15 protein-coding genes and 1 pseudogene are annotated in these 19,178 nt (G+C 70.4%); 11 read left to right on the forward strand and 5 right to left on the reverse strand.

Features of this window, described 5'->3' with window-relative positions:
* Positions 1–496: 496 nt before the first annotated feature.
* Complete coding sequence (locus ACI2LP_RS16275; protein ID WP_404725167.1) at positions 497–1,273, forward strand: TrmH family RNA methyltransferase; 777 nt, start codon at positions 497–499, stop codon at positions 1,271–1,273.
* A gap of 19 nt (positions 1,274–1,292) precedes the next feature.
* Positions 1,293–1,632, forward strand: a pseudogene (locus ACI2LP_RS16280) (TrmH family RNA methyltransferase); the annotation flags it as partial.
* Positions 1,633–1,698: 66 nt separating this feature from the next.
* Here the strand turns inward: ACI2LP_RS16280 and paaN are convergent.
* Positions 1,699–3,360 (reverse strand): phenylacetic acid degradation protein PaaN, encoded by a 1,662-nt coding sequence (gene paaN / locus ACI2LP_RS16285; RefSeq protein WP_404725168.1) that lies wholly within the window; start codon positions 3,358–3,360, stop codon positions 1,699–1,701.
* A 124-nt stretch (positions 3,361–3,484) separates the two neighbouring features.
* Here paaN and ACI2LP_RS16290 point away from each other — a divergent pair, with 124 nt between their 5' ends.
* Positions 3,485–4,999: a 3-hydroxyacyl-CoA dehydrogenase gene (locus ACI2LP_RS16290; protein ID WP_404725169.1), complete on the forward strand. Its 1,515-nt coding sequence runs from the start codon at positions 3,485–3,487 to the stop codon at positions 4,997–4,999.
* Positions 4,996–5,589, forward strand: coding sequence for a TetR/AcrR family transcriptional regulator (locus ACI2LP_RS16295; protein WP_404725170.1), 594 nt, complete (start codon positions 4,996–4,998; stop codon positions 5,587–5,589). Before ACI2LP_RS16290 ends, ACI2LP_RS16295 begins: the two co-directional genes overlap by 4 nt.
* A gap of 36 nt (positions 5,590–5,625) precedes the next feature.
* On the opposite strand, the gene ACI2LP_RS16300 is transcribed toward ACI2LP_RS16295, so the two are convergent.
* Positions 5,626–6,168: an Lrp/AsnC family transcriptional regulator gene (locus ACI2LP_RS16300; RefSeq protein WP_404725394.1), complete on the reverse strand. Its 543-nt coding sequence runs from the start codon at positions 6,166–6,168 to the stop codon at positions 5,626–5,628.
* A 203-nt stretch (positions 6,169–6,371) separates the two neighbouring features.
* On the opposite strand from ACI2LP_RS16300, the gene pdhA reads away from it, so the two are divergent.
* The 7 genes from pdhA to ACI2LP_RS16335 all read left to right on the forward strand — a co-directional run bounded on the left by pdhA (position 6,372) and on the right by ACI2LP_RS16335 (position 14,376).
* A complete protein-coding gene (gene pdhA, locus ACI2LP_RS16305; protein WP_404725171.1) occupies positions 6,372–7,511 on the forward strand; it encodes a pyruvate dehydrogenase (acetyl-transferring) E1 component subunit alpha in 1,140 nt (379 codons plus the stop codon).
* Positions 7,508–8,512, forward strand: a complete 1,005-nt coding sequence (locus ACI2LP_RS16310) for an alpha-ketoacid dehydrogenase subunit beta (RefSeq protein WP_404725172.1) — start codon at positions 7,508–7,510, stop codon at positions 8,510–8,512. The genes pdhA and ACI2LP_RS16310 overlap by 4 nt, the downstream gene beginning before the upstream one ends.
* Positions 8,512–9,888, forward strand: a complete 1,377-nt coding sequence (locus ACI2LP_RS16315; RefSeq protein WP_404725173.1) for a dihydrolipoamide acetyltransferase family protein — start codon at positions 8,512–8,514, stop codon at positions 9,886–9,888. Before ACI2LP_RS16310 ends, ACI2LP_RS16315 begins: the two co-directional genes overlap by 1 nt.
* A gap of 76 nt (positions 9,889–9,964) precedes the next feature.
* Positions 9,965–10,897 carry an NTP transferase domain-containing protein gene (locus ACI2LP_RS16320; protein WP_404725174.1) on the forward strand — a complete coding sequence of 311 codons (933 nt, stop codon included), beginning with the start codon at positions 9,965–9,967 and terminating at the stop codon, positions 10,895–10,897.
* Entirely contained in the window at positions 10,894–12,285 is a 1,392-nt protein-coding gene (locus ACI2LP_RS16325; protein ID WP_404725175.1) for a molybdopterin molybdotransferase MoeA, read from the forward strand. Before ACI2LP_RS16320 ends, ACI2LP_RS16325 begins: the two co-directional genes overlap by 4 nt.
* 20 nt (positions 12,286–12,305) lie before the next feature.
* Positions 12,306–13,376, forward strand: coding sequence for a potassium channel family protein (locus ACI2LP_RS16330; protein ID WP_404725395.1), 1,071 nt, complete (start codon positions 12,306–12,308; stop codon positions 13,374–13,376).
* A 10-nt stretch (positions 13,377–13,386) separates the two neighbouring features.
* The gene (locus ACI2LP_RS16335; RefSeq protein WP_404725176.1) at positions 13,387–14,376 is read left to right on the forward strand and encodes an NAD(P)H-quinone oxidoreductase; all 990 of its coding nucleotides are present in this window, start codon (positions 13,387–13,389) and stop codon (positions 14,374–14,376) included.
* 414 nt (positions 14,377–14,790) lie between these two features.
* Here ACI2LP_RS16335 and ACI2LP_RS16340 read toward each other — a convergent pair whose 3' ends face one another.
* The 3 genes from ACI2LP_RS16340 to ACI2LP_RS16350 all read right to left on the reverse strand — a co-directional run bounded on the left by ACI2LP_RS16340 (position 14,791) and on the right by ACI2LP_RS16350 (position 19,049).
* Positions 14,791–15,330, reverse strand: coding sequence for a bacterial proteasome activator family protein (locus tag ACI2LP_RS16340; RefSeq protein WP_360866901.1), 540 nt, complete (start codon positions 15,328–15,330; stop codon positions 14,791–14,793).
* Positions 15,331–15,438: 108 nt separating this feature from the next.
* On the reverse strand, positions 15,439–18,300 hold the full coding sequence (locus ACI2LP_RS16345; RefSeq protein ID WP_404725177.1) for an FtsX-like permease family protein: 2,862 nt from the start codon (positions 18,298–18,300) through the stop codon (positions 15,439–15,441).
* Positions 18,297–19,049, reverse strand: a complete 753-nt coding sequence (locus tag ACI2LP_RS16350) for an ABC transporter ATP-binding protein (RefSeq protein ID WP_404725178.1) — start codon at positions 19,047–19,049, stop codon at positions 18,297–18,299. Before ACI2LP_RS16350 ends, ACI2LP_RS16345 begins: the two co-directional genes overlap by 4 nt.
* Between the last annotated feature and the right edge of the window lie 129 nt (positions 19,050–19,178).

Below are 19,178 nucleotides of genomic sequence, written 5' to 3' on the forward strand. Positions count from 1 at the left end.
ACGCTCCGTTCCGTGGTTGTTCGTGAACCATCAATCCGAAGTCCTCAAGGGTAGAGGCAGGGGCGTGAGGGGAAGGCGGCGGCCGTGCGCAGGTATGTGGCTGCCCATCAGGGTTGTCGCCCATGGCGGGCACGGCGGTCCCCGGCCTGCGTCTCGGCTGGCGTCAGATGTCAGAGCCGGGTGCCAACTGCCGCCGTCCAAGGGAAAAGCGAAGACGATGGGCCCGGGGGAAGCCCCGCTGGCTCAGCAATGATGCAGGGTGCGCCTGCAGGGCGAGCGCACCAGATACGCACCAGACAGGGCAGCGATCACCGGTCAACCACGGTCACTCGGGAAGGCTGGAGCACACCCCGATTCGTATCGTTTCCACAGCTCAGCAGGCATGCCTGGTGGAAGCGGCCCGTGATTCCCAAGCTCAGAGCACGGGTCCAATTACGCCCGCAGGGGGTGGTATGCGATGCAGGAGAGCGGCTGTTCGACACCGTAGCCTGAGGCGATGAGCGATGACGATGCCACGAGGGCTGTACGGCAGTGGAGTGAGGCCGCGCCTGATGCTGTGCTGCTCGACGGCTTCCATGCGCTGAAGCACGCGCTTCGTTTCGGGGCGGACGTACGAGTCGCAGTCACCGGCAACAAGGAGGCCGCCCTGGCGCTCGCTGCTTCGCTCGCCGACGACGTGACGGACCGCATCAGGGATCTAGTCGTTGAGGTACCAGTACAGACCCTGCGCGAACTGGTGCCGAGGATTCACCCCACGCAGGTGGCCGCTCTGGCCACCAGACGCAGCCGTCAGACGAACTTGGCGGGGTTGGGCCGACTGCCACGGACGTCACCGATCGTCGTTCTGGACAACCCGCGCAATCTTGGGAATGTCGGGGCCGTGGTTCGTCTTGCTGCGGGTTTTGGGGTCACAGGCGTGGTCACTACCGGCGACGTGGACCCGTGGCACCCCAACGCGGTGAGGGCGGGCGCGGGTCTCCATTTCGCCACCGCCGTCGAACGGCTCCCCTTCAGTGATCTTCCACCAGGCCCGATGTATGTCCTGGACCCGGAGGGGGAGGACATCAGGTTTGTCGCCATCCCTGGTGACGCGCTGCTTGTGTTCGGCTCTGAGCGGCACGGGGTCTCGCCCGAGCTCCGGGGCCAGGCAACCAAGCTGCTGGCGCTTCCCATGCGGCCCCAGGTGTCGAGCTACAACCTTGCCACCAGCGTGGCCATGGCTCTGTTCCACTGGGGAGGTCCGCTACAGGGACCAGACGCCCAGGACGGCTGAGAGCTCTCCACAGCCGTTGCGCTGGAACCGGCGCGGCGCCACGGTCACCGACCGGTACCAGCATGTGCGCCACCACTCGGACACGGCCTCACTGACCGCGTGGGCGGCGGCCGAGGATCTGCCGATCATCGGGATCGACAATCTGCCGGGCGCGGTTGCCGCTGGAGCGGACCGAGCTGCCGCGGCGGTGTGTGCTGCTCTTCGGGCAGGAAGGGCCCGGGCTGACGGAGGAGGCGCGCAAGCACGCGACGATGGTGTGTTCGATCGCCCAGTTCGGCTCGACTCGCTCGATCAACGCGGGCGCCGCGGCGGCGATGCATGCGAGGGTTCAGCGGTATGCGGAGATCCCCTCCCCATAGGGAGTCGCGTTGTGCCGCGGGCCGTGACCCAAGAGGGACATCCTCCTGGATCACGGCCCGTCGGTCTCAGGCCTGGCGGCGGACCTCCACCACACGGAAGCGGTTCGAGACGAACGCGCCGTCGCACAAGGCCGCGTTCGCCGCCGGGTTGCCGCCCGAGCCGTGGAAGTCGGAGAACGCCGCCGTCTGGTTGACGTACACCCCGCCCGTCAGATTCAGGGAGAGCTGCGCCGACTCGTCCAGACAGACGTCCTCGATCGCGCGCTCCGTCTCCCCGGACGTGGTGTACGCGCCGACCGTCATCGCGCCCTTGTCGCGGACCGTTCGCCGCAGCAGCTCCACCGCGTCCGCCGTCGAGTCGACCGCGACCGCGAAGGAGACCGGGCCGAAGCACTCCGACATGTAGACCGCTTCGGCGTCGGGCTTGGCGCCGTCGAGCTTGACGATTACTGGCGTACGGACGACGGCGTCCGGGAATTCCGGATTGGCGATCTTCCGAGAGGGCAGGGCCACCTCGCCCAGTTCGGCCGCCGCGTCCAGGCGGGACTTGACGTCAGGGTTGACCAGAGCGCCCAGCAGGGCGTTCGCCCGCGCGTCGTCGCCGAGCAGGCCGCCCAGCGAGGCCGCGAGGTCGGTGACCACGTCGTCGTACGACTTGGGTCCGGCGTCCGTCGAGATGCCGTCCCTCGGGATCAGGAAGTTCTGCGGGGTGGTGCACATCTGGCCGCTGTACAGGGACAGCGAGAAGGCCAGGTTGGACAGCATCCCCTTGTAGTTGTCGGTGGAGTCGACGACGACGGTGTTGACGCCGGCCTTCTCGGTGTAGACCTGCGCCTGACGGGCGTTGGCCTCCAGCCAGTCACCGAAGGCGGTGGACCCCGTGTAGTCGATGATCTTGATCTCGGGCCGCACCGCGAGGGTCTTGGCGATCCCCTCGCCCGGCCGCTCGACGGCCAGAGCGACCAGGTTCGGATCGAAGCCCGCCTCGGACAGCACCTCGCGGGCCACGCGCACCGTGAGAGCGAGCGGCAGCACCGCGCGCGGGTGCGGCTTGACCAGCACCGGGTTGCCCGTGGCCAGGGAGGCGAACAGCCCCGGATAGCCGTTCCACGTGGGGAAGGTGTTGCAGCCGATCAGCAGGGAGATGCCGCGGCCTGCGGTCGTGAAGGTCTTCCGCAGCTCCAGGGGGTCGCGCTTGCCCTGCGGCTTGGACCAGTCGGCGGCCTCGGGGGTGCGGGTCTGCTCCTGGTAGGCGTACGCGACGGCCTCGAGGCCGCGGTCCTGGGCGTGCGGGCCGCCTGCCTGGAACGCCATCATGAAGGCCTGCCCGCTGGTGTGCATCACCGCGTGCGCGAACTCATGGGTGCGGGCGCTGATCCGCGAAAGGATCTCCAGACAGACCAGGGCGCGGGTCTCGGGCCCCGCCTCGCGCCAGGCGGTCATGCCCGCCCGCATGGCGGGCAGCAGGACGTCGATGTCCGGGTGGGGGTACTCGATGCCCAACTCCGGGCCGTACGGTGAGACTTCGCCACCTGTCCAGCCGTCCGTGCCCGGCTGGTCCAGCTCGAAGCGGGTGTTGCGCAGGGCCTCGAACGCCGCGAGTCCGTCGGCCGGCGCACTCTCGCCGTATGCCTTGGGGTGCTCGGGGTGCGGGGACCAGTAGGCGCGGGTGCGGATGGCTTCGAGGGCCTGGTCGAGCGTGGGCCGGTGGGTCTCGGTCAGCTGCATGGAAGGACCAACTCCTCGTCGAGCTGGGCAGGGAAGGATTGACAGAGTTAGAGTAACCGAACGATCGGTCGGTACAAGGGGGCCTGTCAAACCTGTGGACAACTCATCGGGGAGGATCGCTTCCATGACCGCCATCGATCAGAGCCGTACCGTCGCCGTGGTCGGCACCGGCACCATGGGTCAGGGCATCGCCCAGGTCGCCCTTGCCGCAGGCCATCCCGTACGTCTCTACGACGCCGTCCCCGGACGGGCGGCCGAGGCCGCGAAGACCATCGGCGCCCGCCTCGACCGGCTGGTCGAGAAGGGCCGCATGGACGCCCCCGAACGGGACGCCGCACGCGCGCGCCTGCACCCGGCCGCGGACCTCGCCGAGCTGGCCGATGCCGCGCTCGTCGTCGAGGCGGTACTCGAGCAACTGAAGATCAAGCAGGAGCTGTTCACGGCGCTGGAGGAGCTCGTTGCCGACGACTGCCTGCTCGCCACGAACACCTCCTCCCTCTCCGTCACGGCCATCGCGGGCGCCCTCAAGCACCCCGGCCGCTTCGTCGGACTGCATTTCTTCAATCCGGCGCCCCTGCTCCCCCTTGTCGAGGTCGTCAGCGGCTTCGCCACGGACGAGGCGTCGGCCACGCGCGCGTGGGCGACGGCAGCGGCCTGGGGCAAGACCCCGGTGCGCTGCGCCGACCTGCCCGGTTTCATCGTCAACCGCATAGCCAGGCCCTTCTACGCGGAGGCCTTCGCCGTCTACGAGGAGCGAGGCGCCGACCCCGCCACGATCGACGCGGTGCTGCGCGAGTCGGGCGGCTTCCAGATGGACCCCTTCGAGCTCACCGACCTGATCGGCCAGGACGTCAACGAAGCCGTCACCCGCTCCGTGTGGGAGTCCTTCTTCCAGAACGAGAAGTTCACCCCTTCGCTGCCGCAGCGGCGGCTCGTCGAGGCGGGTCTGCTGGGCCGTAAGTCTGGCCGTGGCTGGTACGACTACGCGGAAGGTGCCGTCCGCCCGGAGCCGCACACCGCAGAGCCCGCCGACGCCCCGGAGTACGTCATCGCCGCGGGCGATCTGGGAGCCGCCGCCGAGCTGCTCGACCTGATCCGCGAGTCCGGCATCACGGTGCGCCAGGAAGGCGAGGACATCGGTAACCGGCTGGTGCTGCCCAGCGGCGGCCAGCTGGGGCTCGCGGACGGACAGATGTCCGGAGAGTTCCGCGACGTCGTCTTCTTCGACCTGGCGCTGGATTACCGGGCCGCCACCCGGATCGCCCTCTCTGCCTCCCCGGACACCCCGGAACGCACCGTTTTGGAGGCCACCGGCCTGTTCCAGGCGCTGGGCAAGGAGGTCAGCGTCATCGGAGACGTACCCGGCATGATTGTCGCCCGTACCGTCGCGATGCTGGTGGATGCCGCGGCCGACGCCGTGGCCAAGGGAGTCGCCACCGAGGACGACATCGACACGGCGATGAGGCTCGGCGTCAACTACCCGCTGGGGCCCCTCGAATGGAGCCGCAGGCTCCCCCAGGGCTGGGCCTACGAGCTGCTGCAAGAGCTGGACCTGCGCTATCCGGGTGGGCGCTACGCACCCTCGGTCGCCCTCTTCCAGCACTCGCTCGCCGGTGACGCGAAAGGAGCGGCCGAATGACCACCGCCAAGCGCGACACGTACACCCCGGAGACGCTGCTGACCGTCGCAGTCCGGATCTTCAACGAGCGCGGTTACGACGGCACGTCCATGGAGCATCTCTCCCAGGCGGCCGGCATCTCCAAGTCCTCGATCTACCACCATGTGGCAGGCAAGGAGGAACTGCTGCGCCGGGCCGTCAGCCGGGCGCTGGACGCGCTCTTCGCGATCCTCGACGAGCCGGGAGCCCTCCGGGGGCGTGCCATCGAGCGGGTCGAGTACGTCACCCGGCGCACCGTCGAGGTGCTGATGGCAGAGCTGCCGTATGTGACGCTGCTGCTGCGCGTACGGGGCAACACCAAGACCGAGCGCTGGGCGATGGAGCGGCGGCGTGAGTTCGACCAGCGGGTGGCCGATCTGTTGAAGGCCGCCGCGGCGGACGGTGATCTCCGCACCGACGTGGACATCCGGCTGGCGACCAGGCTGCTCTTCGGCATGGTGAACTCGCTCGTCGAGTGGTACCGGCCGCATCCGGGCAGCGGCTACGACGGCGACCAGGTCGCCGAGGCGGTCGTCGGACTCGCCTTCGACGGGCTGCGTACGGACTCGTAGGCGCCCGGCGGCCTCCCCTCATGGGGCGGCTCTCGGCTAGAGCGGCTCGGCGTCCGGAGCGGATGCCGGGCCGAGAGCCGTACCCGGACTCGGGCCCGGCCCGGGGTCGAGGTCCGTCTCCTCGAAGACCAGCAGCGTACGGGTGGACAGCACCTCCGGGATCGACTGGAGCCTGGTCAGTACGAGCTCGCGCAGCGTGCGGTTGTCCGAGGTGTGCACCAGCAGCAGGACGTCGAAGTCTCCGCTGACCAGTGCGATATGGGCGGCACCCGGCAGCGCCTGGAGCTGTTCGCGCACGGTGCGCCAGGAGTTCTGGACGATCTTCAGCGTGATGTAGGCGGAAGCGCCCTGGCCTGCCCGCTCGTGGTTCACGCGGGCGCTGAAACCGCGGATCACTCCGTCGTCGATGAGCCGGTTGATCCGGGCGTACGCATTGGCGCGGGAGACATGGACGCGCTCGGCCACGGATCGTATCGAGGCGCGACCGTCCGTCTGGAGGATCCGCAGGATGTCCCGGTCGATGGAGTCGAGCGGGCGAGGCGGAGGCGTCTGCTCCGCCCGGTCCCCGCCCTCGGCCATTTGTTCAGCTGCCATATCCCCCGCTTCCCTAGCATGGACGACCTGTCTCTATATCAGGCTGTGGAGAACCGTTTGTCCACAGGCTGAAGGTGCCTGTAGCCAAAATGCGTCCACGACCGAACAATCGGTAGGTGAGGCGGACCACAGTCGTGCCGCTTCGTCGTCGCCCCCACGAGGAGGTGCTCGCGTTGAGAAAGAGCAGCATGACGGTTCAAGAGCTGCCCGGTGTCACGGCTGCCTACCGGCCCACCCCGCCCCCGGCGTGGAAGCCCCGCACCGACCCCGCACCGCTGCTCCCGGACCCGGAGCCGTACCGCGTGCTCGGCACGGACGCCGCAGCCGGGGCCGACCCCGAGCTGCTGCTGCGGCTGTACGCGGAGCTGGTGCGCGGCCGCAGGTACAACGCCCAGGCGACCGCGCTGACCAAGCAGGGCCGGCTCGCCGTCTACCCGTCGAGCACCGGGCAGGAGGCGTGCGAGGTGGCGGCTGCGCTGGCGCTGGAGGAGCGGGACTGGCTCTTCCCCAGCTACCGCGACACTCTCGCGGCCGTGGCCCGCGGCCTCGACCCGGTGCAGGCGCTGACCCTGCTGCGCGGCGACTGGCACACCGGCTACGACCCCCATGAGCACCGCATAGCGCCGCTGTGCACCCCGCTCGCCACCCAGCTGCCGCATGCAGTCGGGCTGGCTCACGCCGCCAGGCTCAAGGGTGACGACGTCGTCGCGCTCGCCATGGTCGGCGACGGCGGCACCAGCGAGGGCGACTTCCACGAGGCGCTCAACTTCGCGGCGGTCTGGCAGGCCCCGGTCGTTTTCCTCGTGCAGAACAACGGCTTCGCGATCTCCGTGCCGCTGGCCAAGCAGACGGCGGCACCCTCGCTCGCCCACAAGGCCGTGGGGTATGGAATGCCCGGCCGGCTCGTCGACGGGAACGACGCGGCCGCGGTCCACGAGGTGGTCAGCGATGCGCTGGCGCGGGCCAGGCGCGGCGGTGGTCCGACGCTGATCGAGGCCGTGACGTACCGCATCGACGCGCATACGAACGCCGACGACGCGACCCGCTACCGGGGCGAGAGCGAGGTCGAGGCCTGGCGCGCGCACGATCCGATCCGGCTGCTGGAGCGGGAGTTGACGGAGCGCGGACTGCTCGACGAGGACGGCATCGGGGCGGCGGCCGACGCCTCCGAGACGATGGCCGCGGATCTGCGCGAGCGGATGAACGCCGACCCGGTGCTGGACCCGATGGACCTGTTCGCGCATGTCTACGCCGAGCAGACCAGCCAGCTGCGGGAGCAGGCGACGCAGCTGCAGGCCGAGCTCGACGCTGAGGGAGAGGCGAGATGACCACCGCCGCGGTGAAGCCCGCCTCGATGGCGCAGGCCCTGCAGCGCGCGATGCGCGACGCGATGGCCGAGGACCCGGCCGTACATGTGCTGGGGGAGGACGTCGGCACGCTCGGCGGGGTCTTCCGGGTGACGGACGGGCTCGCCAAGGAATTCGGCGAGGACCGCTGTACGGACACGCCGCTCGCCGAGGCGGGCATCCTCGGCACGGCTGTCGGCATGGCGATGTACGGGCTGCGGCCGGTCGTCGAGATGCAGTTCGACGCCTTCGCGTATCCGGCGTTCGAGCAGCTGATCAGCCATGTGGCGCGGATGCGGAACCGCACCAGGGGCGGCATGCCGCTGCCGATCACCGTCCGGGTGCCGTACGGCGGCGGGATCGGCGGGGTCGAGCACCACAGCGACTCGTCCGAGGCGTACTACATGGCGACTCCGGGGCTCCATGTCGTCACGCCCGCGACGGTCGAAGACGCCTACGGGCTGCTGCGGGCCGCGATCGCCTCCGACGACCCGGTCGTCTTCCTGGAGCCCAAGCGTCTGTACTGGTCGAAGGCGCCGTGGTCGCCGGACGCGCCGACCGAGGTCGAGCCGATGGGCCGGGCCGTGGTGCGGCGGCAGGGGCGGAGCGCCACGCTGATCACCTACGGGCCTTCCGTGCCGGTCTGCATGGAGGCCGCGGAGGCCGCCGCGGCCGAGGGATGGGATCTTGAAGTCGTCGATCTGCGCTCGCTGGTGCCCTTCGACGACGAGACGGTCTGTGCGTCCGTCCGGCGTACGGGACGGGCGGTCGTCGTCCACGAGTCCACCGGCTTCGGCGGCCCTGGCGGGGAGATCGCCGCGCGGGTGACGGAGCGCTGCTTCCACCACCTGGAGGCACCGGTGCTGCGAGTGGCCGGTTTTGACATTCCGTATCCGCCGCCGATGCTGGAGCGGCACCATCTGCCGGGAGTGGACCGGGTACTGGACGCGGTCGCACGGCTGCAGTGGGAGGCGGCGAGCTGATGGCTCAGGTGCTCGAATTCAAGCTCCCGGACCTCGGGGAGGGCCTGACCGAGGCGGAGATCGTGCGCTGGCTGGTGGCAGTGGGCGATGTCGTTGCGATCGACCAGCCGGTCGTCGAGGTCGAGACGGCCAAGGCGATGGTGGAGGTGCCGTGCCCCTACGGGGGCGTGGTGACTGCGCGTTTCGGCGAAGAAGGCACGGAACTTCCCGTCGGCGCACCGCTGTTGACGGTTGCGGTGGGGGCGGTGGATTCCCTCGGATCCGCGGCTGCCGCCGGATCCTCCGCCGTCTCCGAGGCCTCGGCCGGGGCGAGCGAGTCGTCCGGCAATGTGCTGGTCGGCTACGGGACGGGGGCGCCGGCGGCTCGTCGTCGCCGGATCCGGCCCGCTACTTCCGCTCCGGCCGTTCCTGTCGTGACTCCTGCCCCCGCGCCGGCTGCGGAGCCGGAGCGGCGCGTGGTGCGCGCGGTGGCGGTCGAGGAAGTGGCGCAGAGCGGCCCCGTGCCCGTCATATCGCCACTCGTTCGCCGGCTCGCCCGTGAGAACGGCCTCGATCTGCGTCAGTTGACCGGATCCGGACCCGAGGGCCTGATTCTGCGGGCCGACGTCGAGCACGCGTTGCGGGCAGCCGAGACGCCGGCCGCTCCCGAGCCCGTGCTCGCCGCGGCGCCCGCCTCCGCGGCGGCGCGCGGTGAGCGGACACCGCTGCGCGGCGTGCGCGGAGCCGTGGCCGACAAGCTCTCCCGCAGTCGGCGTGAGATACCGGACGCCACCTGCTGGGTCGACGCTGACGCGACCGAGCTGATGGCCGCGCGGGCCTCGATGAACGCCGCGGGCGGGCCGAAGATCTCGCTCCTGGCACTGCTGGCCCGGATCTGTACGGCCGCGCTCGCCCGCCACCCGGAGCTCAATTCCACGGTGGACATGGACGCCAGGGAGATCGTGCGCCTGCCCGAGGTGCATCTCGGTTTCGCCGCGCAGACCGAGCGAGGGCTGGTCGTCCCCGTTGTACGGGATGCGCATCTGCGCTCGGCCGAGTCGCTGAGCGCGGAGGTCGGGCGGCTGACGGAGGCGGCCAGGCAGGGGACGCTGACCCCGGCGGATCTGACGGGCGGGACGTTCACCCTGAACAACTACGGGGTGTTCGGTGTCGACGGCTCCACGCCGATCATCAACCACCCCGAGGCGGCGATGCTCGGGGTCGGCCGGATCGTACCGAAGCCGTGGGTGCACGAGGGCGAACTGGCCGTACGCAAGGTCGTCCAGCTCTCGCTCACCTTCGACCACCGGGTCTGTGACGGCGGCACCGCGGGCGGTTTCCTGCGCTATGTCGCCGACTGTGTGGAGCACCCATCGGTGCTGCTGCGCAGCCTCTAGGTCCATACAGCGAGACGGACGGGCAGAGATCCAATCGGGGCTCCCCGCCCACGCAATCGCGGCCCATACTTCAGGCATGACCGCGTATGACGCCATCGTGCTCGCCGGAGGTGCCGCGAAGCGGCTGGGCGGGGCCGACAAGCCGGCGGTGAGCGTGGGCGGGCGCCCCCTGCTCGACCGCGTGCTCGGCGTGTGCCGCGACGCGGGACGCACCGTTGTCGTCGGCGGGCGCAGGGCCACCGCGCGCCCCGTGGTCTGGGCGCGTGAGGAGCCCCCGGGCGGCGGGCCGCTCGCCGCGCTGGACGCCGGCGTGCGACAGGTCGAGGCACAGGCAGTCCTTGTGCTCTCGGCCGATCTGCCGTTCCTGGGGGAGCGAACGGTACGGCAGCTGATCGGCACCCTCGGGACGAGCGGGCGCGAGGCGGCGCTGCTCACCGATCCCGACGGCCGCGACCAGCCTCTCGTCGCCGCGTACCGCATCGAGCCGCTCCGTCGTGAGCTTGCTCTTCTCGCCACCGAGTACGGGAGTCTGGCCGGGCTGCCGTTGCGCCTGCTGACGCAGGAACTGGATCTCGCCCGGATCGATGCGGAGCCGCTCGCCTCCTTCGACTGCGACACCTGGGAGGACATCTCCGCGGCCCGGGCCCGTATCAGGGAGCATGGGAACGTGCTGGACGAATGGATCACCGCAGTCAAGGACGAACTCGGCATCGAACTCGACGTCGACACCGGCGTCCTGCTCGACCTCGCCCGGGACGCGGCGCACGGCGTCGCCCGTCCCGCGGCACCGCTCACCACCTTCCTGGTGGGGTACGCGGCGGCTCAGGCGGGCAGCGGCGGCCCGGCGGCGGTCGCGGAGGCCGCCCGCAAGGCGGCCGCGCTCGCCAGGCGCTGGGCGGAGGAAGCCGAGCAGGCCACCCCCGAGGCAGGGGCCGCCAAAGGCACCGAGCCTCCCGGGCCGGTCAAGGCCGCCGAGCCGGCCGAACCGGACCGGGGCGACGCCGGATGAACGGTCAGGAGCAGGAGGCCGAGTCGGACGGCGTCGAGGAAGCTCTCGCACTGGTCGGCCGACCGACGCGGCAGGAGCCTGCCCCCGGCTCCGATCCCGCCTCCGGCTCGGCTCCCGGCACTGACCCCGGGCCGACCGGCCAGGCCGCCACGGTGCGCCATCGCGCGACCCCCTGGCCCGACGCCCGGGCACTCGCCGCCCGCATCGGGCGCGCCGCCCCGCCCCGTGCCGCGCGCATCCCCCTCGATCAGGCTCGTGGCCGGGTGCTCGCCGAGCCGCTCACCGCACTCTGCGACCTGCCCTCCTTCGACACGTCCGCCATGGACGGCTGGGCCGTCGCGGGCCCGGGTCCCTGGACCGTTCAGGACAGCGGTTCGATCCTTGCCGGGCACGGCGAGGCCCCGCCGCTCCCCGACGGCGCGGCGGTACGGATCGCCACCGGGGCCCGCATCCCGCCCGATACCACCGCGGTGATCCGCAGCGAGCACGCCCGTGCCGCGGACCGCGGCCAGTTGTACGCCGAGCGCGCGGTGGTCACCGGTCAGGACATCCGGCCGAGGGGCCAGGAGTGCCGTTCCGGCGAGCAACTCCTGCCCGCCGGCTCGCTGGTGACCCCGGCCGTGCTCGGCCTCGCTGCCGCCGCCGGCTATGACGGGCTGCTCACAGTCCCCCGGCCGCGGGTAGAGGTCCTTGTCCTCGGCGATGAGTTGCTCACCGCCGGACTCCCCCACGACGGCCTGATCCGCGACGCGCTCGGGCCGATGATCGGCCCCTGGCTCAGTGCCCTCGGCCTGGATGTCATCGCCACCCGCCGCCTCGGTGACGACGCCGAAACCCTCCACGAGGCCGTCACCACCTCCGACGCCGATCTCATCCTCACCACGGGCGGTACAGCCGCAGGCCCCGTCGACCATGTCCACCCGGTCCTGCGGAAGGCGGGCGCCGAGCTGCTGGTCGACGGTGTCGCCGTGCGCCCCGGGCATCCGATGCTCCTTGCCCGCCTGGCCCATGAGGGCGCCCGGCACGCCCGGCACCTGGTGGGCCTGCCCGGCAATCCCCTGGCGGCCGTCTCGGGGCTCCTGACGCTCGCCGAGCCGCTGCTGCGGGGACTTGCGGGCCACCCGGCGTCCGTTCCGTATCGCGCTCCCGTACGTGACGAGGTGCACGGGCACCCGTACGACACCCGCCTCGTGCCCTTTGTCCACCGCGCCGAACAGCTGGTGCCGCTGCACTACAACGGGCCGGCCATGTTGCGTGGCATCGCCGCCGCCGACGGGCTTGCCGTCGTACCGCCGGGCGGTGCGCGGTCCGGCGACGAGCTGGAAGTGCTCGATCTGCCGTGGACATCGGGGATCTCCTCGGTCGTCGGAGGAGGACGTTTCACGTGAAACTTCCCGGCCATGACGCCATGGCCCGGAATGCCGACGAACAGCTGGTCACCAGCCGGGTGAAACTCCCCCGCCGCATTGTCGAGCACCCGCTGCGGCAGGTCGGCAAGCGACTGCTGATGGCCTTGGGGGTGCTGGCCCTGACCGTACTGCTCGTCTGGGCCGACCGGTCGGGGTACCACGACAACGCCGACGACTCCGTCGACTTCCTCGACTCCGTCTACTACGCGACGGTCACCCTCTCCACCACGGGATACGGCGACATCGTCCCGCACAGCGACGCGGCCCGGCTCACCAATGTGCTGCTGGTGACGCCGCTGCGCGTGCTCTTCCTGATCATCCTGGTCGGCACCACTCTCGAGGTCCTCACGGAACGGACCCGGGAGGAATGGCGCTTGAATCGCTGGAGGCTTCAATTGCGTGAGCACACCGTCGTTGTGGGCTTCGGCACCAAGGGCCGGTCCGCGATTCAGACGCTGACTGCCACGGGCCTGAAGAAGGTACAGATCGTCGTGGTCGACCCCAGCAGCAAGGTGATCGAGACGGCCAATGCGGAGGGCTTTGTGGGGGTGATCGGCGACGCGACCCGCAGCGATGTGCTGCTGCGGGCCGAGGTGCAGAAGGCCCGCCAGATCGTCATCGCCACACAGCGCGACGACACGGCGGTGCTTGTCGCGCTGACCGCGCGGCAGCTCAATCGCGGGGCGAAGATCGTCGCGGCGGTGCGGGAGGAGGAGAACGCGCCGCTGCTGCGCCAGTCCGGTGCCGATGCGGTGATCACCAGTGCCAGTGCGGCGGGCCGGCTGCTGGGCCTGTCCGTGCTCAGCCCGAGCGCGGGCATAGTGATGGAGGATCTGATCCAGCAGGGCAGCGGGCTCGACCTCATCGAACGGCCGGTGACAAAGGCCGAGGTGGGGCGTGGTGTGCGGGAGACGGACGACCTGGTGGTGAGCGTGCTGCGGGGGCATCGGCTGATCGGTTACGACGATCCGGCGGCGAGCCCTTTGCAGCTGACGGACCGGCTGATCACTATCGTGCGCGCGGATGGTGGCTCACCCCTCAACAGTCTTAACAGGCTGGCTCCGGAGTAGCCTCGCGCCCATGCATGCGATCACGATTCCCGAACCCGGTGGTCCCGAGGCGCTTGTCTGGGCCGAGGTGCCCGATCCCGTGCCCGGCGAGGGAGAGGTCCTCGTCGACGTCGTCGCGAGCGCCGTCAACCGCGCCGATCTGCTGCAGCGGCAGGGCTTCTACGATCCGCCGCCCGGTGCGTCCCCGTATCCCGGGCTCGAATGCTCGGGGCGCATCTCGGCCCTGGGGCCCGGTGTCTCGGGATGGGCCGTCGGCGACGAGGTGTGCGCGCTGCTCGCGGGCGGTGGTTACGCGGAGAAGGCCGCCGTGCCGGCCGGGCAGCTGCTGCCGGTGCCGGAAGGGGTGGACCTGATCACGGCGGCGGCGCTGCCGGAGGTGACCGCGACGGTGTGGTCGAACGTGTTCATGATCGCGCACCTGCGACCGGGCGAGACGCTGCTGGTCCACGGTGGCGCGAGCGGCATCGGCACGATGGCGATTCAGCTGGCCAAGGCGGTGGGGGCGCGGGTGGCCGTCACGGCGGGTGGGCCGGAGAAGCTGGTGCGGTGCGCGGAGCTGGGCGCGGACCTACTGATCGACTACCGCGAGCAGGACTTCGTGGAGGAGCTGCGCAAGGCGACGGACGGGGCGGGGGCGGACGTCATCCTCGACATCATCGGCGCGAAATATCTGGACCGGAATGTGCGGGCGCTGGCGGTCAACGGACGGCTGGCCGTGATCGGCATGCAGGGCGGTGTCAAGGGTGAGCTGAACCTGGCGATGCTGCTGGGGAAGCGGGCGGCGGTGACGGCGACGTCGCTGCGGGGCCGGCCGCTGGGTGAGAAGGCGTCGATCGTGGCGGCGGTGCGGGAGCATGTGTGGCCGCTGATCGAGGGGGGCCGGGTGCGGGCGGTGGTGGACCGGCGGATTCCGATGCGCGATGCAGCGGAGGGGCACCGGGTGCTGGAGTCCGGCGCGAATATCGGCAAGGTCCTGCTGGTCTCGCCTGCGGCGGGCTGACCTCACCCGCCCCCTTGATTGTGGGGGCGTCCCACGCCCCGGGTGCGGGGCTGCTTCCACTCGCCCGCCCTGAGTGTGGGGGTACCCCCCCCAATGCCGTGGCGGCTTCGCCGCACGGCTCAGCAGGGGCTCTGCCGGTGTGCTGCGTACCCCGGGGGCCGGGCTCCCGGCGGCTGCGCCGCGCGGTCCCCTTCGCCTCCGACAACGGTCTGCGCCCGTTCGCTCCGGTCGCCGTACCGGCTTCGCCGGACGGCATGAAGCCGAGGTTGAGAGTGGGGTACTGCGTGCCCACGCACCTGCGCCACCGTCGCGGCTTCGCCGCACCGGCCGGCTCTCGCACGGGCTGAAGTTCCGCGCCGCGTGGCCGGGGGGCGCCGTGCCCCCCGGGCCCTCAATGGCGGTGGCTTACCAGGACTACAGGTACGGGCCCGAACGGATTGCTCCGTGTTGGCCGTCATCGTCGTCGTGCGGGGCGCCCGGTGGCAGAGCTCGGCGCATTTGTTCCAACTGGGCGCGGGCTGCCATTTGCTGGGCGAACAGGGCCGTTTGGATTCCGTGGAAGAGGCCCTCCAGCCAGCCCACCAACTGGGCCTGGGCGATGCGGAGTTCCGCTTCGGAAGGGATTGCCTCGTCGGTGAAGGGGAGCGAGAGGCGCTCGAGTTCCTCGACGAGTTCAGGAGCGAGGCCGTCCTCCAGTTCCTTGACCGAGCTGGCGTGGATCTCCTTGAGCCGGACCCGGCTCGCCTCGTCCAGAGGGGCTGCCCTGACTTCCTCCAGCAGCTGCTTGATCATGCTGCCGATCCGCATGACCTTCGCAGGCTGTTCGACCATCTCCGTCACCGGGACCTCGCGCGACTCGTCGTCACCGTCACCGCCGCCGAGTGCCATTCCGTCCTGCCCCACGACAAGGACGTGGGGGCTCTCCTGCGACCGTTCATTCCTCGGCATCTCCATGCCGCCATTCTCTCGTACATGGGCGTCACCACACGGTGTGCCCCCGTACGAGAGTGATCCACCCTCGTACGGGGGCACAAAACCGCAGGCAGCGCGATCAGTGGCCGATCATGTTGCCTCGCGGCGGGCCAGCGCCCCGCGCGAGCGCGTCACCAGCGCCGCCAGTAGCGCCGCGCCCACCGGGACCGCGACGAGCAGTGCGGCCAGGGTTTCCCAGGGCACGATGATCGGTACGTACGGCGCCGAACCGCCCGAGCCGTAGCCCTGGTCCAGTGCCTGCTGGTACCACTTGATCTGCTCGCGCTCCTCGGTGAGCCGCAGCCCGATCGCGGGCAGTACACCGGCTGCCGAGCCGAGCACCACACCCATTGCGGCCACCACCCCGCACTGGAAGCCGCTGAGCGTCCTGCGCACCCGCGGCGGGGCGCCGACCGCGGCGAGCGTCTTCAGATCGGCCTCGGCATCGGCCTGGGCGAGGCCCGTGGCGATACCGGCCGCGCCGATGGTGATCAGCCCGGCGAAGACGGTCAGCGACAGCAGGATGATGCTGTTCTTGCTGGTGTAACCCTCCTCGATGTGCAGGGCTACATCGGAACCGGTTTTGTCGAGCTCGCCGTCGAGACGCTGGCGCTGCTCGCTGCTCGGCATCTTGTCCGTCGAGTAGTACGCCCCGAGCGGCACCGTGGTCATGCCCGCCGACTTGGCCGCGGCAGGCGGCACGATCATCGAGACGCCGTACGACACGGGCTCACCGGCGACCTGATGCACGGAGAAGGTCTTGATCACGCCCGGCGCATCCTGGCCCTTCTGCTCGGCCTCGTCGGCCTTCTTGGTGTCGGTGATCAGACGGATGCCGATCTTGCCCTTGGCGTCGACGTTGCGCTTGTCGAACGCGACGACCTGTCCGGACGCCAGCGCCTTTTCGGCGCCGGGGTCGTCGATCGCGAGCACCTTCAGCAGCTTCGCGTCGCCGACCAGCACACCGCCTTCGACATTCGCGTAGCCCGCGGAATCCTTGCAGCGCCAGTCGGCGGAGAGCTTGCGGCGCTCGGCCTTGCTGAACTTCTCCGAGGGGTCCACGTCCGGCTTGGTCGGGTCCGTGATCCACAGCGGGCACTGGTTGGCCTTCGGCACGACGATCTCGTAGCGGCCGCACCCCTCCGCGTCGCTGTACGGCGAGCAGCTGGACTTGCCGACCGCGATCCGGTCCACATCGGCCCGTACGTCAATGGGCAGCAGCTTCTGCACGGTGGCGCGCACCGCCGGGACATCGCGCCCGGCTCCCTCGTCGAGGATCACGGAGACCGCGCCGTGCGGCAGACGTGCCTGGTACTCGGCCTCGCTCTGGGCATCGCTGCTCGCGGCGTACGTCACCACGGCCACCGTGCCCGCGACCGCGGCCAGCACCGCGGCCACGGCGGGAGCCGTGCGGCCCCGGTTGCGCACCGCGTCACGCAGTGCGAGGCGCGGAGAGAGCGGCAGGATGCGTCCGGTCCGGCCGAACAGGCCCACCAGGGCGGGGGTCAGCGCGACCACGCCCAGCTCGGCGACGGCGCTGCCCCCGGCGACGATGATGGACTGGTCGGTCACCACCGATCCGTAGAGCGCGATCACCACGCCCAGTGCCACCGCGATCAGGCCGACGACGGTCAGCGCGCGGCTGCTCTTGCGGACGCCGCGTCGACCGGTGAGCGAGGCCAGTACGGACTGCCGGGAGGACGTGATCGCCGGGACGATCGCGGCCATCAGGCCCGTGAGTACGGCGAGCAGCCCGATGCCGAGCAGCTCCAGCGGCCGTACGTCGAAGCTGCCGAAGCGCTGGCCCATGGAGTCCTCGAGCACCGGCTGCAGAGCGAAGGTGAGCAGCAGGCCGAGGACCGTGCCGACGACCGCCGCGGCGACGCCGATCACCAGACCACCTGCGAGGACGATGGCGCGGATATGGCGGCGGTCGCCGCCGTTGGCGCCGACCAGACCCAGCTGGCGGCGCGAGCGCCGGGCGCCGACCGCGAAGGCGGGCCCTGCCAGCAGGCAGATCTCGAGCATGGCGAGGCCGACGACGGTGCCGACGGCAGCAAGCGCGGCGGCCTTGGCGGCCGTGCTGTCCTCGAAGGTGCCCCAGCCCTCTTCCTGGTAGATCGGAACGTCGGCCTTGGCGGGCGGGTCGAGAGCGACCGCGCGCGAATTGACCGCCACACCCTTGGCGTTGATCTCCTTGACCTTGTTCCACGTGAAACCACCGGGAACGGTCACCAGATGGGTGGTGTTCGCCTCGCTGACGGGCAGCCCGGCCTTTTCGAGGGCCTTGTTGAGCGGGGCGAGAAATGCGCCCGGCAGCGCGTTGACCTGGTCGGTGTCCAGTTCGTCGGGGAGTTCGTACGAGCCGACGATCTTGTACTCACGGACGAGTCCGCGGGCCGTGAGTGTGCCGCCCACCTTCAGACCGCTGGACTCCAGGAAGTGCGTGGTCGCTGCGACCTCGTCGGACTTCTGCGGCAGCCGGCCCTGGTCGACGACCATGATGCCCTTGGCCATCGGGTCGGAGGACTTGAGCTCCCGGATCTCGGTGTTCAGCAGACCGTGCGTGGTGCGCAGCTTGCCCGAACCGGTGGAGTCCGACAGGGACTTGGTGCCGGCAGGCAGCGCCTTCGTGATGTCGGTCTTGCCCTCGGGCCACGGCTTGCCGTCGAAGTCCCCGACCGGCACATAGCTGTTGGCGTCGGGGGTCTGTTTGATGGGTGTCCCGCCCATGCCGGGGTCGGACACCCGCGCGTCCGCTGCGCCGAGCGTGCGCTCAAGGCTCTGCTCGGTGGACAGTTCCGCGCTGCGCAGGGTCAGATCCGCGGCGCTCACGCCGAGGATGGGGAGCGCGATCATCGCCAGGACGAGGAAACTGCGTCCTTTGGAGCGCCAGGCGTCGCGGCGGGCGATCCGTATCGCGGCCCGCCAGGAGTGGTACCAGGTCTTCACAGCTCGGCCGCCTGGCCGGAGAGCAGCGAGTCGGCCTGGCTGCGGATGGTCTGGTCGACGACCGCGCCGTCGCGCAGGAAGACCACACGGTCCGCCCATGCCGCGAAGCGCGGTTCGTGGGTTACGAGAATGCCGGCCGCACCGGCGTCACAGCGCGAGCGCAGCAGGGCGAGTACGGATTCACCGGTCTCCGAGTCCAGGGCGCCGGTCGGCTCGTCGGCGAGGACGAGACGGCGCTCGCCGACCAGGGCGCGGGCGATGGCCACACGCTGCTGCTGACCGCCCGACATCTCGTCGGGGAAGCGGTCGGCGAGATGCCCGAGCTCCATCTCCTCCAGTGCGGCGACGGCCTCGTTACGGGCCTTGCGTGCGGAGATGCCGTCCAGCTCGCGCGGCAGGGAGACGTTCTCGGCGGCGGTGAGGGCCGGGATGAGGTTGTAGTCCTGGAAGACATAGCCGATGCTGCGGCGGCGCAGGGCGGCGAGCGTCTTGCGGTCGGCGGTGGTGATGTCGGTGTTCTCGACGATCACGCGGCCCGAGGTGGGGGTGTCGAGCCCGCCCGCGATGGTGAGCAGCGTGGACTTGCCGGAGCCGGACGGGCCCATGACGGCGACGAGTTCGCCGGGGAAGACATCGAGGTTGATGCCGCGCAGCGCATGCACCTCGGTGGCGCCGCTGCCATGGACACGGGTCAGTTCCTGGAGTTGCAGCACAGGTTGCTGGGACTTCTGTGACTGGTGTTGAGACATGGGAAGGGTCCCCCCTTGGACGGACGGTGTACGTACGAGCGGATGTACGGAGCTTCAGAGATGCGAAGAGCTCTGTGAGGTCTGTGAGCTCTGTGAGGACGGTGAGAACGGCGAGGACGTGAGAACGGC

Origin of the sequence: Streptomyces sp. NPDC019890 (assembly GCF_044903445.1) — a bacterium.
Classification (GTDB): Bacteria; Actinomycetota; Actinomycetes; order Streptomycetales; family Streptomycetaceae; genus Streptomyces.